This is a genomic window from Streptomyces tendae, from assembly GCF_014650435.1.
Taxonomy (GTDB): Bacteria; Actinomycetota; Actinomycetes; order Streptomycetales; family Streptomycetaceae; genus Streptomyces; species Streptomyces tendae.
The window spans coordinates 855,069-873,404 of the sequence record NZ_BMUY01000001.1 but is presented as its reverse complement, the minus strand read 5'-3'; the positions used below and the strand labels follow the sequence as shown (position 1 = coordinate 873,404).

General features: G+C 71.5%; 20 protein-coding genes. 7 read left to right on the top strand and 13 right to left on the bottom strand.

Annotation, left to right across the window (positions count from 1 at the left end):
- Positions 1-120: 120 nt before the first annotated feature.
- From IE258_RS04045 to IE258_RS04030, 4 genes are all read right to left on the bottom strand, one after another.
- Positions 121-2,235 carry a VMAP-C domain-containing protein gene (locus IE258_RS04045; RefSeq protein ID WP_189738936.1) on the bottom strand — a complete coding sequence of 705 codons (2,115 nt, stop codon included), beginning with the start codon at positions 2,233-2,235 and terminating at the stop codon, positions 121-123.
- Positions 2,232-2,639: a CU044_2847 family protein gene (locus IE258_RS04040; RefSeq protein WP_229891920.1), complete on the bottom strand. Its 408-nt coding sequence runs from the start codon at positions 2,637-2,639 to the stop codon at positions 2,232-2,234. Before IE258_RS04040 ends, IE258_RS04045 begins: the two co-directional genes overlap by 4 nt.
- 169 nt (positions 2,640-2,808) lie before the next feature.
- On the bottom strand, positions 2,809-2,994 hold the full coding sequence (locus IE258_RS04035; RefSeq protein WP_030190019.1) for a DUF6104 family protein: 186 nt from the start codon (positions 2,992-2,994) through the stop codon (positions 2,809-2,811).
- 46 nt (positions 2,995-3,040) lie between these two features.
- Positions 3,041-3,853: a hypothetical protein gene (locus tag IE258_RS04030; protein WP_189738934.1), complete on the bottom strand. Its 813-nt coding sequence runs from the start codon at positions 3,851-3,853 to the stop codon at positions 3,041-3,043.
- A gap of 137 nt (positions 3,854-3,990) precedes the next feature.
- On the opposite strand from IE258_RS04030, the gene IE258_RS04025 reads away from it, so the two are divergent.
- The gene (locus tag IE258_RS04025; protein WP_189738931.1) at positions 3,991-4,941 is read left to right on the top strand and encodes a DUF4097 family beta strand repeat-containing protein; all 951 of its coding nucleotides are present in this window, start codon (positions 3,991-3,993) and stop codon (positions 4,939-4,941) included.
- Between the two features lies 1 nt (position 4,942).
- The gene (locus tag IE258_RS04020) at positions 4,943-6,025 is read left to right on the top strand and encodes a PadR family transcriptional regulator (RefSeq protein WP_189738928.1); all 1,083 of its coding nucleotides are present in this window, start codon (positions 4,943-4,945) and stop codon (positions 6,023-6,025) included.
- Positions 6,026-6,175: 150 nt separating this feature from the next.
- Here IE258_RS04020 and IE258_RS04015 read toward each other — a convergent pair whose 3' ends face one another.
- From IE258_RS04015 to IE258_RS04000, 4 genes are all read right to left on the bottom strand, one after another.
- Positions 6,176-6,742 (bottom strand): Clp protease N-terminal domain-containing protein, encoded by a 567-nt coding sequence (locus IE258_RS04015; RefSeq protein WP_189738925.1) that lies wholly within the window; start codon positions 6,740-6,742, stop codon positions 6,176-6,178.
- On the bottom strand, positions 6,742-6,951 hold the full coding sequence (locus tag IE258_RS04010) for an HTH domain-containing protein (protein WP_087807277.1): 210 nt from the start codon (positions 6,949-6,951) through the stop codon (positions 6,742-6,744). The genes IE258_RS04015 and IE258_RS04010 overlap by 1 nt, the downstream gene beginning before the upstream one ends.
- A gap of 149 nt (positions 6,952-7,100) precedes the next feature.
- The gene (locus IE258_RS04005) at positions 7,101-8,066 is read right to left on the bottom strand and encodes a zinc-binding dehydrogenase (RefSeq protein WP_127893731.1); all 966 of its coding nucleotides are present in this window, start codon (positions 8,064-8,066) and stop codon (positions 7,101-7,103) included.
- Between the two features lie 384 nt (positions 8,067-8,450).
- Entirely contained in the window at positions 8,451-9,680 is a 1,230-nt protein-coding gene (locus IE258_RS04000) for an NAD(P)-dependent malic enzyme (RefSeq protein ID WP_189738922.1), read from the bottom strand.
- Positions 9,681-10,320: 640 nt separating this feature from the next.
- On the opposite strand from IE258_RS04000, the gene IE258_RS03995 reads away from it, so the two are divergent.
- Genes IE258_RS03995 through IE258_RS03985 form a run of 3 tightly spaced genes read left to right on the top strand, consistent with a single transcriptional unit; the run spans position 10,321 to position 13,022 of the window.
- Entirely contained in the window at positions 10,321-11,283 is a 963-nt protein-coding gene (locus tag IE258_RS03995; protein ID WP_159324368.1) for an ABC transporter substrate-binding protein, read from the top strand.
- A 30-nt stretch (positions 11,284-11,313) separates the two neighbouring features.
- Positions 11,314-12,264, top strand: a complete 951-nt coding sequence (locus IE258_RS03990; protein ID WP_189738919.1) for an amino acid ABC transporter permease — start codon at positions 11,314-11,316, stop codon at positions 12,262-12,264.
- Entirely contained in the window at positions 12,261-13,022 is a 762-nt protein-coding gene (locus IE258_RS03985) for an amino acid ABC transporter ATP-binding protein (protein WP_308434122.1), read from the top strand. Before IE258_RS03990 ends, IE258_RS03985 begins: the two co-directional genes overlap by 4 nt.
- A gap of 94 nt (positions 13,023-13,116) precedes the next feature.
- Here the strand turns inward: IE258_RS03985 and IE258_RS03980 are convergent, their stop codons facing one another.
- Complete coding sequence (locus tag IE258_RS03980) at positions 13,117-13,917, bottom strand: class I SAM-dependent methyltransferase (RefSeq protein WP_189738916.1); 801 nt, start codon at positions 13,915-13,917, stop codon at positions 13,117-13,119.
- Positions 13,918-14,015: 98 nt separating this feature from the next.
- Between IE258_RS03980 and IE258_RS03975 the strand changes: the two genes are divergently transcribed.
- Entirely contained in the window at positions 14,016-14,645 is a 630-nt protein-coding gene (locus tag IE258_RS03975) for a CGNR zinc finger domain-containing protein (RefSeq protein WP_189738913.1), read from the top strand.
- Here the strand turns inward: IE258_RS03975 and sodX are convergent.
- Positions 14,549-14,986, bottom strand: coding sequence for a nickel-type superoxide dismutase maturation protease (sodX, locus tag IE258_RS03970; protein WP_189738910.1), 438 nt, complete (start codon positions 14,984-14,986; stop codon positions 14,549-14,551). The two genes, IE258_RS03975 and sodX, sit on opposite strands and share 97 nt — an antisense overlap.
- A 145-nt stretch (positions 14,987-15,131) precedes the next feature.
- On the opposite strand from sodX, the gene sodN reads away from it, so the two are divergent.
- On the top strand, positions 15,132-15,527 hold the full coding sequence (gene sodN / locus IE258_RS03965) for a superoxide dismutase, Ni (protein ID WP_003973716.1): 396 nt from the start codon (positions 15,132-15,134) through the stop codon (positions 15,525-15,527).
- Between the two features lie 165 nt (positions 15,528-15,692).
- Here sodN and IE258_RS03960 read toward each other — a convergent pair whose 3' ends face one another.
- From IE258_RS03960 to IE258_RS03950, 3 genes are all read right to left on the bottom strand, one after another.
- On the bottom strand, positions 15,693-16,277 hold the full coding sequence (locus IE258_RS03960; protein WP_189738907.1) for a dihydrofolate reductase family protein: 585 nt from the start codon (positions 16,275-16,277) through the stop codon (positions 15,693-15,695).
- A 75-nt stretch (positions 16,278-16,352) separates the two neighbouring features.
- Positions 16,353-16,949, bottom strand: coding sequence for a GNAT family N-acetyltransferase (locus IE258_RS03955; RefSeq protein ID WP_189738903.1), 597 nt, complete (start codon positions 16,947-16,949; stop codon positions 16,353-16,355).
- 211 nt (positions 16,950-17,160) lie between these two features.
- Positions 17,161-18,321: a family 2 encapsulin nanocompartment cargo protein polyprenyl transferase gene (locus tag IE258_RS03950; RefSeq protein WP_189738900.1), complete on the bottom strand. Its 1,161-nt coding sequence runs from the start codon at positions 18,319-18,321 to the stop codon at positions 17,161-17,163.
- Between the last annotated feature and the right edge of the window lie 15 nt (positions 18,322-18,336).

Here is an 18,336-nt window from a genome sequence, read left to right as displayed (position 1 = left end):
AGCGGTCCGGGCCGTTCGAGTACGACGTTACCGTCCGGCCGCCGGGCCTGCCGAGACTCCCGGGAGCTCCTGCTTGCCCCCTACCCCAAGACCGGCGGATGTATAAGGCCTGACGCGGCATCAGAGCGCCTGAGGTCCGGCGAGCGGAGGCGGCCGCATCGTTTCCGCGCCGTACGGCGGGCGGTCCGGCGGATCAAAAAGGACGGCGATCCTGCCCGTGAGTCCCTCGCTCAGGGCGATGTCGGGGTCCGAGGCACCGATGCGCAGGTCGCGCACGTGCGCGTGCAGGCCCTCGGCCCGGCCGGCGAGGGACAGCAGACGGGCGGCACTCCGGTGGAACGTCCGGCACTCGTCGTGGTCGTGGCCGTCCCTGCGCCACAGCACCAGTGGGTGACCGGCGGCGAGGGCGACGTCCATGGCCTGGCGCCCGGCGCCGCTTCCGACGGGCCCGCAGAAGACCGGGACGCAGCCGTCGCCGCTGCCGGACAGCCGACGGAGGGTGCCGTACCTGCTCTCCCGGCGCGCACCGGACGCGTGCCCGGTGTCCGTCGACTCGCCGCGCAGCGGAATGCCGGAGAGCGGCCCGCGCTCGGTGGCCGTCCAGCGCCGACGCCATTCGGGAATGGGCGGCTTGGCATTGCGGCGGCGGTCGCGGAGCAGAACGGTGCGGCGCAGTCCGAGCGGCATGGACTGCTCGTCGAAGAAGTCGGTCTCCTCGTACTCGTCCCCTTCACCGGCCGCGCCGTCGCCGTCCCCCTCGGGGACGAGCCGCCACTCGTCGATCGGCTCGTCCAGCAGGGCGCGGGGCAGGAACGCCTCGATGACCGCCAGGTGTTCACCGCGGTCGCCCAGCCGCAGCGCCTCGGCCAGCGGCTCCCTCAGGTGCTCCTGGAGTTCGTGGCGCCGTACGCCGAGGTCGTTGCTGTAGAGGGGGGTGACGTCCCGGCCGTCGTACAGGAGTCGCACGCTCAGTGGGTACCGCTCCCCGTAGACCGGCTCCCCGATGTCGACGAGGACGTCGGCTCCGGTGCGGGACGGGGGCTCGGACGCGAGGACGGCACCGCGGGGCCGGGGGACTTCCGGCTCGCGAACGTCGTCGAGCAGCCGGGCGATGTCCTCGCGGATCACCGGTTGCGCGTACAGGACCGCCTGCTCCTCGATCCACCGGGTGAAGTCCCGCAGCCGCTCCGGGTCGGTGTCCCCCGGGCGTGCCAGCACGGTGTGCAGGGCCGCCTTGGCGGCATACAGCAGTACGGCGTCCAGGTCCAGTTCGGGCCTGCCCGCCTTGTCACCGAGGTCGCGCAGCCCGTGCAGCAGGGCCGCGCCCTCCCGCCAGGTGCGCAGGTCCTCGGGGAACGGGGAGCGGAAGTCCGACTGCACCACGCGGGACTTGGCCTCCTGCACGAGGTCCGCGATCTCGCCCGGGCCACTGGGCGGCGGCAACTGGGCGAGGTGGCCGTAGAGGTGGACGCGCTGGGCGGGGGTGAGGCCCGGGGCGCCCGGATCGCGCAGCCCGGTCTGGACACGGGTCCAGTCGGTGTCGCCGCCGGGCCGGTTGAAGCGGGCGAGGTGGTGCAGGTCGTGCTCGCGCATGACGGTGTGCAGGACGTCGCCCCCGCGCACGTCGTACAGCTCGCGCAGCGCGGTGACGGGGACGGCGGCCCCTTCGGTCTGCCGGACGCCCTTGTTCATGGCGATGACGGAGCCGTGGCGCAGGTCGACGACGGGTCCGCCGGACAGGCCCTCGACCGGCAGGGCGCCGGTGAGGAGCAGGGCCTTGCCGTCCCGGCCACTCGCCTCGCCGACGCCGTGCCTCAGGCCGAGGGCGCCGGTCTGCCGCGACCAGCCGTGCAGCGACACCGGGGCGGGGATGGTCGGGGCGCGATCGCTCAGCCAGATGCAACGGGCGTCGTCCGCGCCGTGCACCCGGACGAGCGCGATGTCCGGGAAGTCCCAGCGCCCGCGGCTCGCCTGCGCAGGCTCGGGCCGCGGTTTGGCGAGCACCACCTCGCCCGTGGTGGTGCCGCCCTGCCAGGTGACCCCCACGGGGCTCCGACTCCGCCACACCTCCGCTCCCCCCTTCCCCACCACGTGGGCACAGGTCAACAGCCAGCCCGGCGCTATGAAGAATCCCGAGCCCCAGTACTCGTCCTCACCACGCTCCGGTGCATACCCGTCACCCGGTGCGACGATGCGCGCCAGCGAGGGGCGCACCAGGTCTTCGAGGGCGCTCATACGGCTCCGGACGCCGGAGGTCCGGGCGGAGGAACGGCACCGCCTTCCGGTCCGGGTCGTGGCGCGCCGTCCCGACGGGCGGGTTCGGTCCAGGTCAACGACACGGTCAGCGAGGCTTTGCCGCCGCCTCCCGCGATGGCGCCCACGACGGTGCCCGCCTGCGCCGACAGTTCGATGCCGAAGCCGACGGAGACCTCGACGGATTCCTGGGTGTCCAGTCCGGCGCGCAGGGAGCGCACGACACCGCCGACCGTGTCGGCGAGGCCCCCCGCCATGTCGATGACGCGGTCCCGTACGCCGGTGTCCTCGAAGCCGTCCCCGGTCGTCGCGTCGTCGGACGCGTTCACTCTGGCCCAGACGACGGTCCCGTCGTCGAGCCGTATCCGTTCGATCCCACCGGCCACGGCGCCCCCGTCCGTTCGCTTCCGGCTCCCCCGCTGCTGTGGAGGTCTCTTACCCCTTCGGGGGGAGCAGGTTAAACCCCGGGCCGTGCCGAGTGTTTCGGCTCCTCGCGTCGCCGCGTGGTTCTACTCGGCCGTGCCCAGTGCTTGCGCTCCTCGGCGCCGCGTGGTCCTACTCCTCGTCCTCGTCCTCGTCGTCCAGCCGGGCGAGCCAGGTGGCGAGGCGTTCGACGGGCACCTCGAAGTCCGGGTTGAGGTCGACGAACGTACGCAGCTGTTCGGCGAGCCACTCGAAGGTGACCTCTTCCTCGCCGCGCCGCTTCTCCAGTTCCTCGATGCCGCGGTCGGTGAAGTACATGTGGTGTTCTCCTGCGTGCGTCCGTGTTCCGAATCCGCCCCCAAGACTATGCAAACGGCGCCGCGCGGGTGCCGGTGCGGATCAGGAGTGACGTGCCGTGCGCGGCCAGCAGGGCGCCCGCCGTGGTCCAGCCACCGCTGCGCTGCCGGGCGCCCCAGGCCAGGAGCGGGGCCCCGGCCACCACCTCGGCCAGGGCGATGGCCCGGCCGGCCGGTCCGTGCGCCCCGGGCGGCCGGACGGCGAGGCGGGCGGCGTCGCGTCCGCGCACCGCCCCGGCGGTCCACCGGGCGTCGGGCAGGGCGCGGGCACGCTCGCGCAGGCGGTCGGCGGGTTCGCCCGGGTCGAGTCCGGCCGGGAGGGACACTCCCGCGCGCGTGAGGACCGCGAGCAGACCGCGCATCCTCGCGCGGGCGCCGGTCTCGGGCTCGGGCCTCGTCAGCCGGTCCAGCGACTGGAGGTCCAGGACCGGGTCGAGGCCCAGCCGGGCGGCGAAGGTGCGCATCGCCTCGTCCTCACCGGCCGGGGTGCCGTTCGCGAGCCACACGTAGCCCACCGGGCGGCGGAATCCGGACGCCAGGGTGTATCCCGCCCGGTCGGCGTCCCACCACAGGGCGAGGACGGGCCAGGGGGCCCCGACGGCGAGCGCCGCGGCCCAGCCGGTGACGACGCGGTCGACCGGTTCGCCCCCGTCCCGCCAGGGCCGGCCCTCGGGCACCAGCACGCTCCACTGCACACCGGCCCGGACCAGCGGCATCGGTTCCCCCAGCAGGCCGGCGACGACGGCGACGGAGTCCGGCTCCGCGCGGCAGAGCAGCAGGGCACCGGTGGCGTGATCGAGCGCGGACTCTTCCGTCGACATGGTGACAAGTTAGGCCGGATCACCCCACCCGGCCGATCGTTGATCACCAGAACGGGTGTCTTGACTTTCCCCGTCCACGATATATCGTGAATTGGGAGGGACGCGATATGGCGCGTTCGGTCGAGGAGGTCTGCACCATGTCCGAGTGGTCCGTCGCGGAGCCCAGGAAGCTCACCTTCGACGAGTCCGTGAGCCGTCTCCACGTACGCATTGTCGGGGGAACGGTGAACGTGGTGGGCACGGACGAAGGTTCCGCCCGCCTGGAGGTCTCCGAGATCGAGGGACCACCTCTCGTCGTGTCCCACCGGGACGGCGTGCTCACGGTGGCCTACGAGGACCTGCCCTGGAAGGGCTTCCTCAAGTGGCTTGACCGCAAGGGCTGGCGTCGCAGTGCGGTGGTCTCCCTCGCGGTCCCGGCCGGCACCCGGGTGGAGGTGGGCGCGGTCAGCGCCGCAGCCGTGGTCTCGGGCCTCGACGGAACCACCGAGGTCAAGGGCGTCTCCGGGGACACCACGCTGGTGAGCCTCGCAGGCCCCGTCCGCGCGGACACCGTCTCGGGGAACGTGGAGGCCCAGGCCCTCACCGGCGACCTGCGCTTCAACTCCGTCTCCGGGGACCTGACGGTGGTGGAGGCGGGTTCCTCCGTGCGGGCCGACTCGGTGAGCGGGTCGATGATCGTCGACCTGGACCCGGCCGGTGGCCCGACCGACATCAGCCTCAACAGCGTCTCGGGCGAGATCGCCATCCGGCTGCCCCAGCCGGCCGACGCCCGGGTCGAGGCGAACACGGCCAGCGGCATGGTCAGCAGCGCCTTCGAGGACCTCCGGGTGGGTGGCCAGTGGGGGGCCAAGCGCATCACCGGCCGGCTCGGCGCGGGCAACGGCCGGCTGAAGGCCACCACGGTCTCCGGCTCGATCGCCCTGCTCCGCCGCCCGGCGGAGCAGGACACACCGTGGGAGCGGGAGCCGGAGGACTCCGACCCGGCGGGCCGGACGCAGGGCGACTCGGGGGACAATTCCGCTTCCGTCCGGGACGAGGGCGCCACCGACGCCCCTTCCGACGGCACGACCGACAAGAAGGTGCTCTGACATGCCCCCCGTCTTCGCCCACGGCCGCCTCCGCCTCTACCTCCTCAAGCTCCTGGACGAGGCCCCGCGCCACGGCTACGAGGTGATCCGGCTTCTCGAAGAACGGTTCCAGGGCCTGTACGCCCCGTCCGCGGGCACGGTGTATCCGCGCCTGGCCAAGCTGGAGACGGAGGGCCTGGTCACCCACACCACCGAGGGCGGCCGCAAGGTGTACGCCATCACGGACGCCGGGCGGGCCGAGCTGGCCGACCGCAGCGGTGAGCTGGCCGACCTGGAGCTGGAGATCCGCGAGTCGGTCGCCGAGCTGGCCGCCGAGATCCGGGCCGACGTGCGGGGCGCGGCCGGTGATCTGCGGCGCGAGATGCGGGCCGCGGCCAGCGCGGCCCGTCGGGGCACCTCCGGGGCGCACGACGAGGAGAGCGGCTCGGCCGGCGGTGCCGGGGGCACCGACGAGAAGGAGGCTTGGCGGGCCGCCAAGGAGGAGATGCGGCGGGTCAAGCAGGAGTGGAAGGAGCAGGCTCGCCGCGCCAAGGACGAGAGCCGCCGGGCCCGCGACGAGGCCCAGCGGGCCCGCCGCCAGGCCAAGGAGGCCCAGGAGCGGGCCCGGGCCCAGGCGCAGGAGGAGGTCCAGCGCATCGCACAGCGTGTGCAGGAACAGGTGCAGGACCACTTCTCGCGGGGCGACTGGCCGACGGGGCTGCGCGAGGGGCTGAGCGAACTGGCCAAGGAGGTGGGCGACTTCGGCAAGGACTTCGGGAAGGAGTTCGGAAAGGACTGGGGCTTCGGCCGCTCCGACGCCGGGAGCAACGCCTCGCGCACGGAGCGTTCCCCGGGCGCCGAGTACTCCGTCACGCCCGAGGACTTCCCCGCCGGATACGCGCCGGGCTGGGCCCACGAGGACGCCGCGGAGTCGACCGGCGATCCGGCCCGCGACCTGGACCGGCTGCTCGACCGCTTCCGGGACGACATTCGTGACGCGGCCCGGGATCACGGCGTGACGGCCGACCAGTTGCGCGACACCCGCAGTCGACTGTCGGAGGCGGCCGCGCACATCGGGGCGATCCTGCGCACACCGAAGGCCTGAGCGCGGCGCGGCGCGACGCCCCCACTCCCAGGGGGCGCCGCTCGCCATGGGGGCGCCACCCCATCCCCTCGGGTGCGCCGCCCGTGCCCTCAGGTGCCGCCGCACGTCCCTCGGGTGCGCCGCGCGCCGGTGAACTGCCGGTGCCGCCGGTCAGGCGCAGGCTTCCCCGGCCCCCTCGCCCAGCACCCTGGACAGCGACGCATGGGTCACCCCGTGGTCGGCGAGCACCTCGGAGGGCACTCCGGGGCGCAGGGCCAGGGCGAGCAGGAGATGCTCGTCCCCGATGCGCCGGTCACGGCGGGCGACAGCGACCCGCAGCGCCTTCTCCAAAACCTCCTTGGCGCCTCGGCTGAAACTCCGGTGTCCTGACCACCGGCGCCCGCGCTTGCGGTCGTCGGCGGACATCGCCCCCACGCCGTGGGCCTCCTCCACCTTGGCGACGATTTCCGTGACGTCGATTCCCAGTCCGGCGAGGGCCTCCGTCTCGGACTGCGACAGACCCGCACGGCGCCGTGCGTCCCCCAGTTCCCGGCGTACCGCGTCCCGGCGCTCGCCGAGGCCGAGGGCCGCCAGCGCGAAGGAGGCGCGACTGCCCTCCCGGTCCAGCAGGGCGAGCAGCAGGTGCTCCGGCTCGACGGTCTCTGCCCGCGCCTCCTCGGCATGTCCGACGGCTCCCTGCACGACCGCGCGGGCGTCCTTCGTGAATCGCTCGAACATCAATGCCTCCCGTACTTCTTGTGCACGGCCTGCCTGCTGACTCCGAGTTCCGTGGCGATCTCCTGCCAGGACCATCCCTGCCCGCGGGCGCTGCGCACCTGTACGGCTTCCAGCTGCTCCACCAGCTTCCGCAGGGCGGTGACGGCTCGCAGCCCGATCCGGGGATCACGGTCACCCGCACGCGTGGCGAGATCCGTTGCTTCACTCATACAGTCAACCTAGGTTGACATTGGCCCGCATGTCAACCCTAGTTGACATGCAGACGAAAGCTGGCGGACGGCCGGCACACGCGAACGGCACGAACGGCAACGCGAACGGCGGGCCCGGGGAACCGGACCCGCCGTATGTGGAGGACGCGTCAGGAGTTGCTGAGCACGATCTTGCCGAACTGCCCCCCGGAGGCCATCCGCTCGAACCCCTCGCGTGCCCGGTCCATCGGGAGCACCTCGTCGATGACGGGTCGCACACCGGTGGCGGCGCAGAAGGACAGCAGGTCCTCCAGCTCGTCCTTGGAGCCCATCGTGGAGCCGACGACCTTGAGCTCCAGGAAGAAGATTCGGGTGAGTTCGGCGTGGGAGGGCCGGTCACCGCTGGTGGCACCGGAAATGACCAGCGTGCCGCCGGGCCGCAGCGACTTGATGGAGTGCGACCAGGTGGCGGCGCCCACGGTCTCGATCACGGCGTCCACCCGCTGCGGCAGCCGCGCACCGGTCTCGACGGCCTCCACCGCGCCCAGCTCCAGGGCCCGCTTGCGCTTGGCCTCGTCCCGGCTGGTCGCGAAGACCCGCAGCCCCGCCGCCTTGCCGAGCACGATCGCCGCCGTGGCGACCCCACCACCGGCGCCCTGCACCAGCACCGAGTCACCGGGACGCACCCCGGCGTTGGTGAACAGCATCCGGTACGCCGTCAGCCAGGCGGTCGGCAGGCAGGCGGCCTCCTCGAAGGAGAGCTCCCTGGGCTTGGGCAGGATGTTCCAGGTCGGCACGGCGACCTGCTCGGCGAAGGTCCCCGGGTAGCGCTCGGTGAGGATGGAGCGGGGCTCCTTGGGGCCGACGCCGTGGCCGGTCTGGCCGATCACGGAGTGCAGGACGACCTCGTTGCCGTCGGCATCGATCCCGGCGGCGTCGCAGCCGAGGATCATCGGCAGCCGGTCCTCGGGGAGGCCGACGCCGCGCAGGGACCACAGGTCGTGGTGGTTGAGGGAGGCGGCCCTGACATCGACGACACTCCAGCCGGGCCGGGCCTCGGGAGCCGGGAGCTCTCCCAACTCCAGGCCGGCCAACGGCTGGTCGCGGTCGATTCGGGCGGCGTAGACAGCGAACATGGCCTCGACGATAGGTTCCCCACCGCCCAACCGAAACCACAACCCCATGTGACACACCCCCTCTTGCCAGCCCCTTCCCCAACTGCGGACAGTCGCGCATGCCCCTTCCCCCCACCCCCGCTGCGAACAGTCGCGCGTGCACCCCTCCCCCCCCCCCGCTGCGGGCAGTCGTGCCGCTGGGGCGGCGCGGGTGGGCGCAGCGGCACCCGCCAGCGCCGGCCAGCGCCCCCACCCCAGCACCAGCGCACCCGCACCGGCACCGGCACCCGTACCCGCACCAAAAACAAGCGGCCCCGCCCACCAAGGACGAGGCCGCTCACCACACCGCAGGGATCACACCGCAGAGATCACACCGCAGGTGTCACACTCCAGGGCGTCACACCGTCACCGGCGCGCAACCCCCTCCGCCCGAGCCGCCGCGGCCACCGCCGCCGTCACGGCCGGCGCGACCCGCTCGTCGAACGGCGACGGAATGACGTAGTCCGCGGCAAGGTCGTCCCCCACCACGGAGGCCAGCGCCTCGGCCGCCGCGAGCTTCATGCCCTCGGTGATCCGCGAAGCCCGCACCTGCAGCGCGCCCGCGAAGATGCCCGGGAACGCCAGCACGTTGTTGATCTGGTTCGGGAAGTCCGACCGCCCCGTCGCGACGACCGCCGCGTACTTGTGGGCGACCTCCGGATGCACCTCCGGGTTCGGGTTGGCCATGGCGAAGACGAACGCGCCCTCGGCCATCGAGGCCACCGCCGGCTCCGGCACCGTACCGCCGGAGACGCCGATGAAGACGTCGGCACCCGCGAGCGCCGCCTCCAGCGGGCCGGACAGCCCTGCCTTGTTGGTGAAGGAGGCCAGCTCCTTCTTGACCGGCGTCAGGTCGTCCCGGTCGGCCGAGACGACACCCTTGCGGTCGGCGACCGCGACGTCGCCGATGCCGGCCTCCACCAGCATCTTGGCGATGGCGACCCCGGCCGCGCCCGCGCCCGAGATCACCGCCCGCAACTCGCCCAGCGTCCGCCCGCTCAGCCGCGCCGCGTTCCGCAGGGCGGCGAGCGTCACCACGGCCGTGCCGTGCTGGTCGTCGTGGAAGACCGGGATGTCCAGGCGCTCCTGGAGCTTGCGCTCGATCTCGAAGCACCGCGGCGCCGAGATGTCCTCCAGGTTGACGCCGCCGAACGAGGGCGCGAGCCGGACCACGGTCTCGACGATCTCGTCGGCGTCCGTGCAGTTCAGGGCGATCGGGACCGCGTCCACTCCGCCGAACTGCTTGAACAGGATGGCCTTGCCCTCCATCACCGGAAGGGATGCCTCGGGCCCGATGTCACCGAGTCCCAGCACCGCCGTACCGTCCGTCACGACCGCGACGACCGACGACTTCCAGGTGTAGTCGTGGACGAGGTCGGGCTGCTCGGCGATCGCGCTGCACACTTTCGCGACGCCGGGCGTGTACGCCAGGGACAGGTCGTCCTTGTCGCGGACCGGCACGGTGGCCTGCACGGCCATCTTGCCGCCGCGGTGCAGCGCGAACGCGGGGTCGAAGGAGTCGAGCGGCTCGGCGCCCTCCCCCTGCTCCGCACCGGCTTCGCTGTCGCTGCGAGGATTGACGATCTCCGCTGCCACTTTGTCTTACCCCTTAAGAGTTCATGGTTTGAGGGTTTGTCCACTCCTGGTGAGGAATGGGCGGGCACCGCACAGGGAGATGACTGTCTGGGCCACGTGGACCCTGCGCGACGGGCGCGCCGCACACGCGCCCTGAGCCCCTGATGAGGGGTGTAAAGAACCTTCTTACCCGACGGACGCCTCCCGCGACGAGTCCGATAAGCGCAAGCTCACATGCCGGACCCCGAACGCCGCATGTCGGTGACATGGCTCATAGCCGGGGTTTTGGACAACCTCCCGGGACCTCTTGACAGACCCGGGATCGAAGCCTTCAGCAGCCCCGTAGACCCGCGATCCATGGCGGGATAAGGAGAAATTCCGCAGATCTTCCGGCCGGAAGGGCAGATTCCCGCAAAGGTTCGGTCGTGATGTACCGACCTGGTGCGGTTCGGGGGGTGACCCGTTATCCGATTTTGACATGACGGGCCCCCTGAACGGCCGAGTCCGAATGGCAAGATGCCGTAATCACACGAGGTCGCGGCACTCGAAGGTGTGTGCTCTCGTCGACCCACGGCACCGGCCGGTCCCCCGACCGGGGCCTCGTCCCACCGGAACCCACCGTCCCCATCGGCAACTCCCTCATCCGCCGGAGGAACCCACCATGACCGCACGCTCCACCCGTCGTACGACCGCCGCGCACTCCCGGCTAGCAGCGGTCGGTGCGATCGCGGTCGCCGGCGCCCTGCTGCTCACCGGATGCGGCGACCAGACCGAGAACGGCGACTCCGGCAGCAGCGACAACCAGTCCGCCGGCGGTGCTCCGCTCGCGGACAAGCTGCCGCAGTCGATCCGCGACAAGGGCACCATCAAGGTCGGCTCGGACATCGCGTACGCGCCCGTCGAATTCAAGGACGACTCCGGCAAGACCGTCGGTATCGACCCGGACCTCGCGGACGCCCTGGGCAAGCAGCTCGGCGTGAAGTTCGAGTTCGAGAACGGCACCTTCGACACCCTGATCACCGGCCTGCGCTCCAAGCGGTACGACATCGCCATGTCCGCGATGACCGACACCAAGGACCGCCAGGAGGGCATAGACGCCGACACCGGCAAGAAGGTCGGCCAGGGCGTCGACTTCGTCGACTACTTCACCGCCGGTGTCTCGATCTACACCAAGAAGGGCGACGACCAGGGCATCAAGACCTGGTCCGACCTGTGCGGCAAGAAGCTCGTGCTCCAGCGCGGCACGGTCTCCGAGGACCTCGCCAAGGCCGAGAACGAGAAGTGCCCGGCGGGCAAGAAGATCTCCATGGAGGCCTTCGACAACGACCAGCAGGCCCAGACCCGACTGCGCGCGGGCGGCGCGGACGCCGGTTCCTCCGACTTCCCGGTGGCGGCGTACGCGGTGAAGACCTCCGGCGGCGGCAAGGACTTCGAACTCGTCGGCGAGCAGGTCGAGGCCGCGCCGTACGGCATCGCGGTCGCCAAGGACAACACGCAGCTGCGTGACGCCCTGAAGGCGGCGCTGGACGCGGTGATCGCGAACGGCGAGTACAAGAAAATCATGGACAAGTGGGGTGTGGCGGAAGGCGCCGTCACCGAGGCCGCCGTCAACGGCGGCAAGTGACCGCGCGGCGGGCGCTGAAAGGCAACATCCGTGACTGTTGACATCGACAAGACGGCGGGCGGCCCGGCGGATACCCCGCCGACCCCGCCGGAGGCCATCAAGGCCATCCCGGTCCGGCACTACGGGCGGTACGTCTCCGCGGTCGTCGCGATCGCGCTGCTGGCCGCGGTCGTCTACGCGTTCTCCCAGGGCAAGATCAACTGGGGTGCGATCCCGGACTACTTCTTCGACGACCGTGTCCTGACCGGCATGGGCAAGACGCTGCTGATCACCGTGCTCGCCATGCTGATCGGCATCGTCGGCGGCATCCTGCTCGCCGTGATGCGGCTGTCGAAGAACCCGGTGACCTCGTCCATCGCGTGGTTCTACATCTGGTTCTTCCGCGGCACGCCGGTCCTGGTGCAGCTGGTCGTCTGGTTCAACCTCGGCCTGGTCTTCGAGTACATCAACCTCGGGCCGTTCTACCGCGACGAGTGGTCGGACTTCATGACGCCGTTCCTGACGGCGCTGCTGGGGCTCGGCCTCAACGAGGCGGCGTACATGGCGGAGATCTGCCGCGCCGGTCTGCTCGCGGTCGACGAGGGCCAGACGGAGGCGGCGCACGCGCTGGGCATGAGCCACGCCAAGACGCTGCGCCGGATCGTGGTCCCGCAGGCGATGCGCGTGATCGTGCCGCCGACGGGCAACGAGGTCATCAACATGCTGAAGACGACCTCGCTGGTGTCGGTCGTCCAGTACGCCGAGTTGTTCAGAGTCGCCCAGGACATCGGCCAGACCTCGGGCGCACCGGCCGAGATGCTGTTCCTCGCGGCGGCCTGGTACCTGTTGCTGACCTCGGTCTTCAGCGTCGGCCAGTACTACCTGGAGCGCTACTACGCCCGCGGCTCCAGCCGCAGTCTGCCGCCCACCCCGATGCAGAAGATCAGGGCGAACCTGTTCTCCCTGTCGAACCGCTCCAGCACGACGGGAGGTGCGGCATGACCGCCATGGTCAAGGCCGAGGGCGTCCACAAGTCCTTCGGTGCCGTCGAGGTCCTCAAGGGCATCGACCTGGAGGTGAAGCAGGGCGAGGTGTTCTGCCTCATCGGCCCCTCCGGCTCCGGCAAGTCCACCTTCCTCAGGTGTATCAACCACCTCGAGAAGATCAACGCCGGGCGTCTGTACGTCGACGGCGAGCTGGTCGGCTACCGCCAGAAGGGTGACAAGCTCTACGAGCTGAAGGACAGCGAGGTCGCCCTCAAGCGCCGGGACATCGGCATGGTCTTCCAGCGCTTCAACCTGTTCCCGCACATGACGGCCGTGGAGAACGTCATGGAGGCGCCGGTCCAGGTCAAGGGCATGAGCCGGGCCCAGGCCCGGGACCGCGCACGGGCCCTGCTGGAGCGCGTGGGCCTGGGCGACAAGGCCGGCAACTACCCCTCGCAGCTCTCCGGCGGCCAGCAGCAGCGCGTCGCCATCGCGCGCGCCCTGGCGATGGACCCGAAGCTGATGCTGTTCGACGAGCCGACCTCCGCGCTCGACCCCGAGCTGGTCGGCGACGTCCTCGACGTCATGCGCGACCTCGCGGAGTCCGGCATGACGATGGTCGTCGTCACCCACGAGATGGGCTTCGCCCGCGAGGTCGGCGACAGCCTGGTCTTCATGGACGACGGCGTGGTGGTCGAGTCGGGCAACCCGCGCGACGTCCTGACCGACCCGCAGCACGACCGGACGAAGGCGTTCCTGTCCAAGGTCCTCTGACCGTCCGCACGATCACACGCCGAGGGGCGGTACGGATCTCCGTACCGCCCCTCGCGCGTGGTCCGACTTGACCGCCAGCAGCGTGCGTGTGGTCCTACTTGACCGCCAGCAGCAGCGTGTCGGACGGCGAGCACCACACCGGCCGCGCCTCGCCGAAGCCCTTCTCGCGCAGCACGCGCGCGTGCCAGGCCGCCGAGGGCATCTCGCCGTCGGCGTGCTCGCCGTAGATCTCGAAGCGGCGGGCGGTGGGCCCGGCCAGCACCGGGTCCTTGGCGGCGAGCTGCCACCACTCGGACCAGTCCAGGGCGCCCTCGCCCTTGGCGGCGTCCATCCGCGCGTGCCGCTGGGCGCGCTCGGCCGCGTTGATCCGGGGCGTCGTGTCGTCGATCATGTGGTCCGCGTTCATGAAGACACCGCCGTCGCGGACCAGCTCCGCGACCCGGCCGTAGAGATCCGCGAGGGGTTCGGCGTGCAACCAGTGCAGGGCCGTCGCGGTCAGCACGGCGTCGTACGCGTCGTACGGCAGCTTCGAGGGCCAGTCGGGGTCCTTGAGGTCGGCGGTGACGAAGGAGACCCGCTCGTCGCCCGCGAAGGTGCCCTCGGCGATGGCGAGGAGCGCGGGGTCGAGGTCCACCCCGGTGCTCGCGGCCTCCGGGAACCGGTCGAGCAGCCGGGCCGTGATGGTGCCGGTGCCACAGGCCAGGTCGAGCACCCGCGGCGCGGGGCCGACCAGCGCCTCGACCATGTCCAGCATGATCCGGAACCGTTCCTCGCGGTCCGGCATGTACCACTCCTGCTGCCGGTCCCAGCTCTGCTGCCAGGCGTGCCAGTCGGCACCCGCCGCGTTGGTCGTGGTGGCGGTCGTCGTGGTCGTGGTCGTGTCCGCGTTCGTCATCGAGCCCCTCCGTGCTGCGTCGCGTAATACCCTGGAAGCACGATCAGCTGTTACCTGACCGCAGGCACGACCATAGAGCCCCTCCGTAAGGACTACAAGTGGAACTGGCCTATTACTCGGATTACGCCGTACGTCTCGTCAACACCGAGGAACCGTCGCGCGGGCAGGACTCCCTGACCTCGGTGGAGGCCGTCCGCGACCTCTTCGGTGCCAACCAGTCGGCGGCCCGGCGCGCGTCCGACGCCGACGTGACCCGGTTCCGCTCGGTCCGGGGACGGCTGCGCGCGGTCTTCGAGGCGGCCGACGGCGGCGACGAGACCCTCGCCGTGGACCTGCTGAACTCACTGCTCCTGGAGTTCCCGGTGAGCCCGCAGATCTCCGGCCACGACCACCGCGCGGAGGACGGCAGCCCGCTGTGGCACATGCACCTGGCGGACCACCCCTCCAACGCGACCGCCGGTTTCGCGGCCATCGCGGCGATGGGCCTGGCCTTCCACCTCACCGAGTACGGGGTGGACCGGCTGGGCCTGTGCGAGGCGACCCCCTGCCGCAACGCCTACCTGGACACCTCCACCAACCGCTCCCGGCGCTACTGCTCCGACCGCTGCGCCACCCGCGCCAACGTCGCGGCCTACCGCGCCCGCAAGCGCCTGGAGGCGGACCGGTCGGCCAGCACCGGCCTGACCGCCGACAGCGCCCAGCGGACCACGGCGAGCGGCGAACGCTGACCCGGCCGCGGCGGGCGGTACCGGAACCGGACCCTGCCCAGCACCAGGTCCTGCGGGACCACGCCGTAGTCGGTGCTGTCCCCACCCGCGAACGCGTTGTCCCCGAGCACCCACCAGCCGGCCCCGCGCCGTTCGGCCGCCCGTTTGACCACGAGCAGGTCCTGCTGGAAGGGGTGCCGCAGGACGACCACGTCACCCGCCCGGACCCGCGCCCCCCAGTGCACGAGCAGCACGTCACCGTGGTGCAGCGTGGGCACCATCGACGGCCCGGTCACCTCGGCCGGCCCGAAGGGCAACGCCCCTCTGGCGCGCTCGGTCTCCTGCGACAGTTGCTCCGGCATCACCCGGCACCTCCCCGGTCTTTCCTCCACCAGTCTCAGTCTCACCCCGGACTTTTGTCCTAAGCCCACGGGGGCACCCGCGAAAACAGGTCTCCCAGGGAGTAATGTCCCCCCTGAGAAGACGATCACGAGGAAGGAACGCTTCATGCTTTCCCGCCTGTTTGCCCCCAAGGTCACGGTCAGCGCCCACTGCGACCTGCCCTGCGGCGTGTACGACCCTGCCCAGGCCCGCATCGAGGCGGAGTCGGTGAAGGCCGTCCAGGAGAAGATGGCCGGCAACGACGACCCGCACTTCCAGACGCGCGCCACGGTCATCAAGGAGCAGCGCGCCGAGCTCGCGAAGCACCACGTCTCCGTGCTGTGGAGCGACTACTTCAAGCCCCCGCACTTCGAGAAGTACCCGGAGCTGCACCAGCTGGTCAACGACACCCTGAAGGCCCTCTCGGCCGCCAAGGGCTCGAAGGACCCGGCGACCGGCCAGAAGGCCCTGGACTACATCGCCCAGATCGACAAGATCTTCTGGGAGACCAAGAAGGCCTGACGGACGTCAGCATCCCGGGGCCGGCGATCGGTGCACCATCGCAGGCCGCAGGGCAGCCCGAAGGGGCCCGGCCACCATCGTGGCCGGGCCCCTTCGGCGTTGCCGGGGGCACGAGGAACTCGCGGTCGGGAATCGTCCTCGGCCGCCCCTCGATCCGGCGGCGGCTCAGCGCTTGCGGTGGTACGTCCGCACCACGACGCCGTTGCCGAAGGTCCGCACCGAGTCCGTCACGAACTCGGAGACGGCGAAGCCGGAGGCGAACATCGGCATGCCGGTGCCGAGCACCACCGGGTAGCTCTTGATGACGAGTTCGTCGACCTCGTCGACCAGCTCGCCGGCGACGGCCGCGCCGCCGCACAGGTAGATGTCGAAGGCACTGTCCTCCGCCTTCAACTCCCTGACCCTGCCCACCAGATCCGTCGAGATGATCTCGACGTTCGGGTCGGGCGACTCGGTGAGCGTGCGGGAGGCGACGTATTCGCGCAGGTGAGCGTACGGGCTGGTGACGCCCTCCTTGAGGGCCCGGTCGTAGCTGGCCCTGCCCTGCACGATCGTGTCGAACCGCTTGTTCGGCAGGTCGTCGATGCCCAGCGGCCTACGGCCGTGGGTCGGCAGCGTCTCCGGATACTCCGACTTCAGGAACTCGAAGAACTCCTCGTCGACGAACGGGACCATGAACGTCGCGTCGCCGTCCGGGCCGCCGATGAAGCCGTCGATCGAACAGGCGACGAAGTACGTGAGTTTGCGCAAACCGGTCTCCCCTTCATGTTGACCACTACGGCCACAGTACTCCATGTGTAGTTGTTTGAGGAGGGGATTATGTGATTACCGGGTCCGCGGCTCGCGCCACATCGGCCACATCCGGGGGCCGTCCGGCAGGTCCAGGGCCCGCCCGGTGAACTCGAACCCGAGGCGCTCGTACAGCACCTTGCCGCGGGCACTGCTCGCCTCGAGGTAGGCGGGCAGCCCCTCGCGGTCACAGCGGTCCAGGACGCTCTCGACCAGCGCGGTGCCCAGCCCCTCGCCCTGCCTGCCGGGGACCACGCCGATCATCCACAGGTACTCGTGGGCCCGGCCGGTGGGGTGGATGCCGTCCGTGAGCCGGGCTATCAGCTCCACGCGCTCGTTCTCCGGGTCGACGGCCTCGCGGATCTGCGCGGGAACGTCCTCGGCGGCCGTCTGCTCGTCCGCCGGGACGGGCAGCCACAGCGCGCAGGCGGCGCCGTCCTCGGTGAGGTCGACGCGTCCGTCGGCGAACACGGCGTCGGCGAACGCGGCCATGAGCCGGTGATGCGTCCGGCGCCGGTACTCCTCGCCGGGGAAGACCCAACTGCTCACCGGATCGTCCTGGAACGCCTCGTCCAGCAACCGGACGACCAGATCCCGGTCGTCCTCCCCCGCCGTCCGGATCACCACACCCATGCCCCGCCCCTTCGACTCAACGCCGCTCGCGTGTACGGCGGTTGAGCCTAGCCGCTGGTCCTGGGCCCCGGCGGGAGAGACGAGGAGGCGGGCCCCGCACACCGTGGGGAAGTGCGGGACCCGCCGGACCGGAGCCGTCGGCGGTGCGGCCGTACGTCGGTCAGGTGCCGTACGGCCCTGCACGGGCTCCGGGGTCTTGCGTGGGTGGCGCTCAGGTGCTGCGCCGGGTCACGAACTCGGCCAGCGCGAGCAGACCGCCGGCCGCCTCCGGCTCGGGCACGGCGCGGGCCAGCTCCTGCATGGCCCTCGCCATCCGGTCGGCCGCCTGGGCCTGCGCCCAGTCCCGGCCGCCGGCCCGCTCCACGGCCAGGGCGGTGCGCTCCAGGTCCTCCTTGTCCTCGTCGTACGGTGCGGCGTACAGCTCGGCCAGTTCGACGGCGGCCGGGGTGCCGGAGGTGAGGGCGGCGACCACCGGCAGTGACTTCTTGCGGGCCGCCAGGTCCGCACCGGCCGGCTTGCCGGTGTGGCGCGGGTCGCCCCATATGCCGATGACGTCGTCGATGAGCTGGAAGGCCAGCCCTGCCTCGCGACCGAAGGCGTCCAGCGCCTCGACGTCCTCCGCGGCCGCACCCGCGTACAGCGCACCGAGGGCACAGGCGCAGCCCAGCAGGGCGCCCGTCTTGGCCTCGGCCATGGCGAGCGTCTCGTCGAGCGTGACCTCGCCCGGCGGGCGCCGTTCCATGGCCGTGTCCGCGTGCTGGCCCTCGCACAGCTCCATGACGCAGTCGGCGAGCCGGGTGGCCGCCGCCGCGGACGCGGGGTGGCGGTCCGCGGCGAGCAGCCGCAGGGCGAGCGCCTGGAGAGCGTCCCCGGCGAGGATCGCGTCGGCGTCACCGAACACGGTCCACGCGGTCGGCCGATGGCGCCGGGTGGCGTCCCGGTCCATCACGTCGTCGTGCAGCAGGGTGAAGTTGTGGACCAGTTCCACCGCCGCGGCGGCCCGGCCGGCCGCCGCGCGAGCCTCCGGCCCGCCGAGCGCGGTCGCCGCGGTGAGGACGAGCGCGGGGCGGATCGCCTTGCCCGCGTTGCCCGCCGCGGGCGTGCCGTCCGCGTGCTGCCAGCCGAAGTGGTAGAGCGCGATCCGGCGCATCGACTCGGGCAGCGAAGCGATGGCGGACCGCAGTTCGGGGTCGACCGATGCCCGTGACTCGCTCAGGAGCACGGCTGCCTCGTGCCCTTCGGCCACCGCCCGTCCCGGCCCGTCGGACGACTCCCCCGGCTCCTTGTCGCGCTGTGTGCCGATGGGCCCGTGCCTTTCCGGTGCTCCGGTGGGACGGCGCATCGCGGTGCCGCCGCGCCGGGTCTCCGTCATGGACTCACCTTCCCC

Coding starts and splice junctions, on each gene's coding strand:
- IE258_RS03980 (WP_189738916.1), bottom strand. CDS start 13,917: ATGACGAACGCGGACACGACCACGACCACGACGACCGCCACCACGACC.
- IE258_RS03995 (WP_159324368.1), top strand. CDS start 10,321: ATGACCGCACGCTCCACCCGTCGTACGACCGCCGCGCACTCCCGGCTA.
- IE258_RS03955 (WP_189738903.1), bottom strand. CDS start 16,949: ATGGGTGTGGTGATCCGGACGGCGGGGGAGGACGACCGGGATCTGGTC.
- IE258_RS04010 (WP_087807277.1), bottom strand. CDS start 6,951: ATGAGTGAAGCAACGGATCTCGCCACGCGTGCGGGTGACCGTGATCCC.
- IE258_RS04045 (WP_189738936.1), bottom strand. CDS start 2,235: ATGAGCGCCCTCGAAGACCTGGTGCGCCCCTCGCTGGCGCGCATCGTC.
- sodX (WP_189738910.1), bottom strand. CDS start 14,986: ATGCCGGAGCAACTGTCGCAGGAGACCGAGCGCGCCAGAGGGGCGTTG.
- IE258_RS04020 (WP_189738928.1), top strand. CDS start 4,943: ATGCCCCCCGTCTTCGCCCACGGCCGCCTCCGCCTCTACCTCCTCAAG.
- IE258_RS03950 (WP_189738900.1), bottom strand. CDS start 18,321: ATGACGGAGACCCGGCGCGGCGGCACCGCGATGCGCCGTCCCACCGGA.
- IE258_RS04005 (WP_127893731.1), bottom strand. CDS start 8,066: ATGTTCGCTGTCTACGCCGCCCGAATCGACCGCGACCAGCCGTTGGCC.
- IE258_RS04025 (WP_189738931.1), top strand. CDS start 3,991: ATGTCCGAGTGGTCCGTCGCGGAGCCCAGGAAGCTCACCTTCGACGAG.
- sodN (WP_003973716.1), top strand. CDS start 15,132: ATGCTTTCCCGCCTGTTTGCCCCCAAGGTCACGGTCAGCGCCCACTGC.
- IE258_RS04015 (WP_189738925.1), bottom strand. CDS start 6,742: ATGTTCGAGCGATTCACGAAGGACGCCCGCGCGGTCGTGCAGGGAGCC.
- IE258_RS04030 (WP_189738934.1), bottom strand. CDS start 3,853: ATGTCGACGGAAGAGTCCGCGCTCGATCACGCCACCGGTGCCCTGCTG.
- IE258_RS03985 (WP_308434122.1), top strand. CDS start 12,261: ATGACCGCCATGGTCAAGGCCGAGGGCGTCCACAAGTCCTTCGGTGCC.
- IE258_RS04035 (WP_030190019.1), bottom strand. CDS start 2,994: ATGTACTTCACCGACCGCGGCATCGAGGAACTGGAGAAGCGGCGCGGC.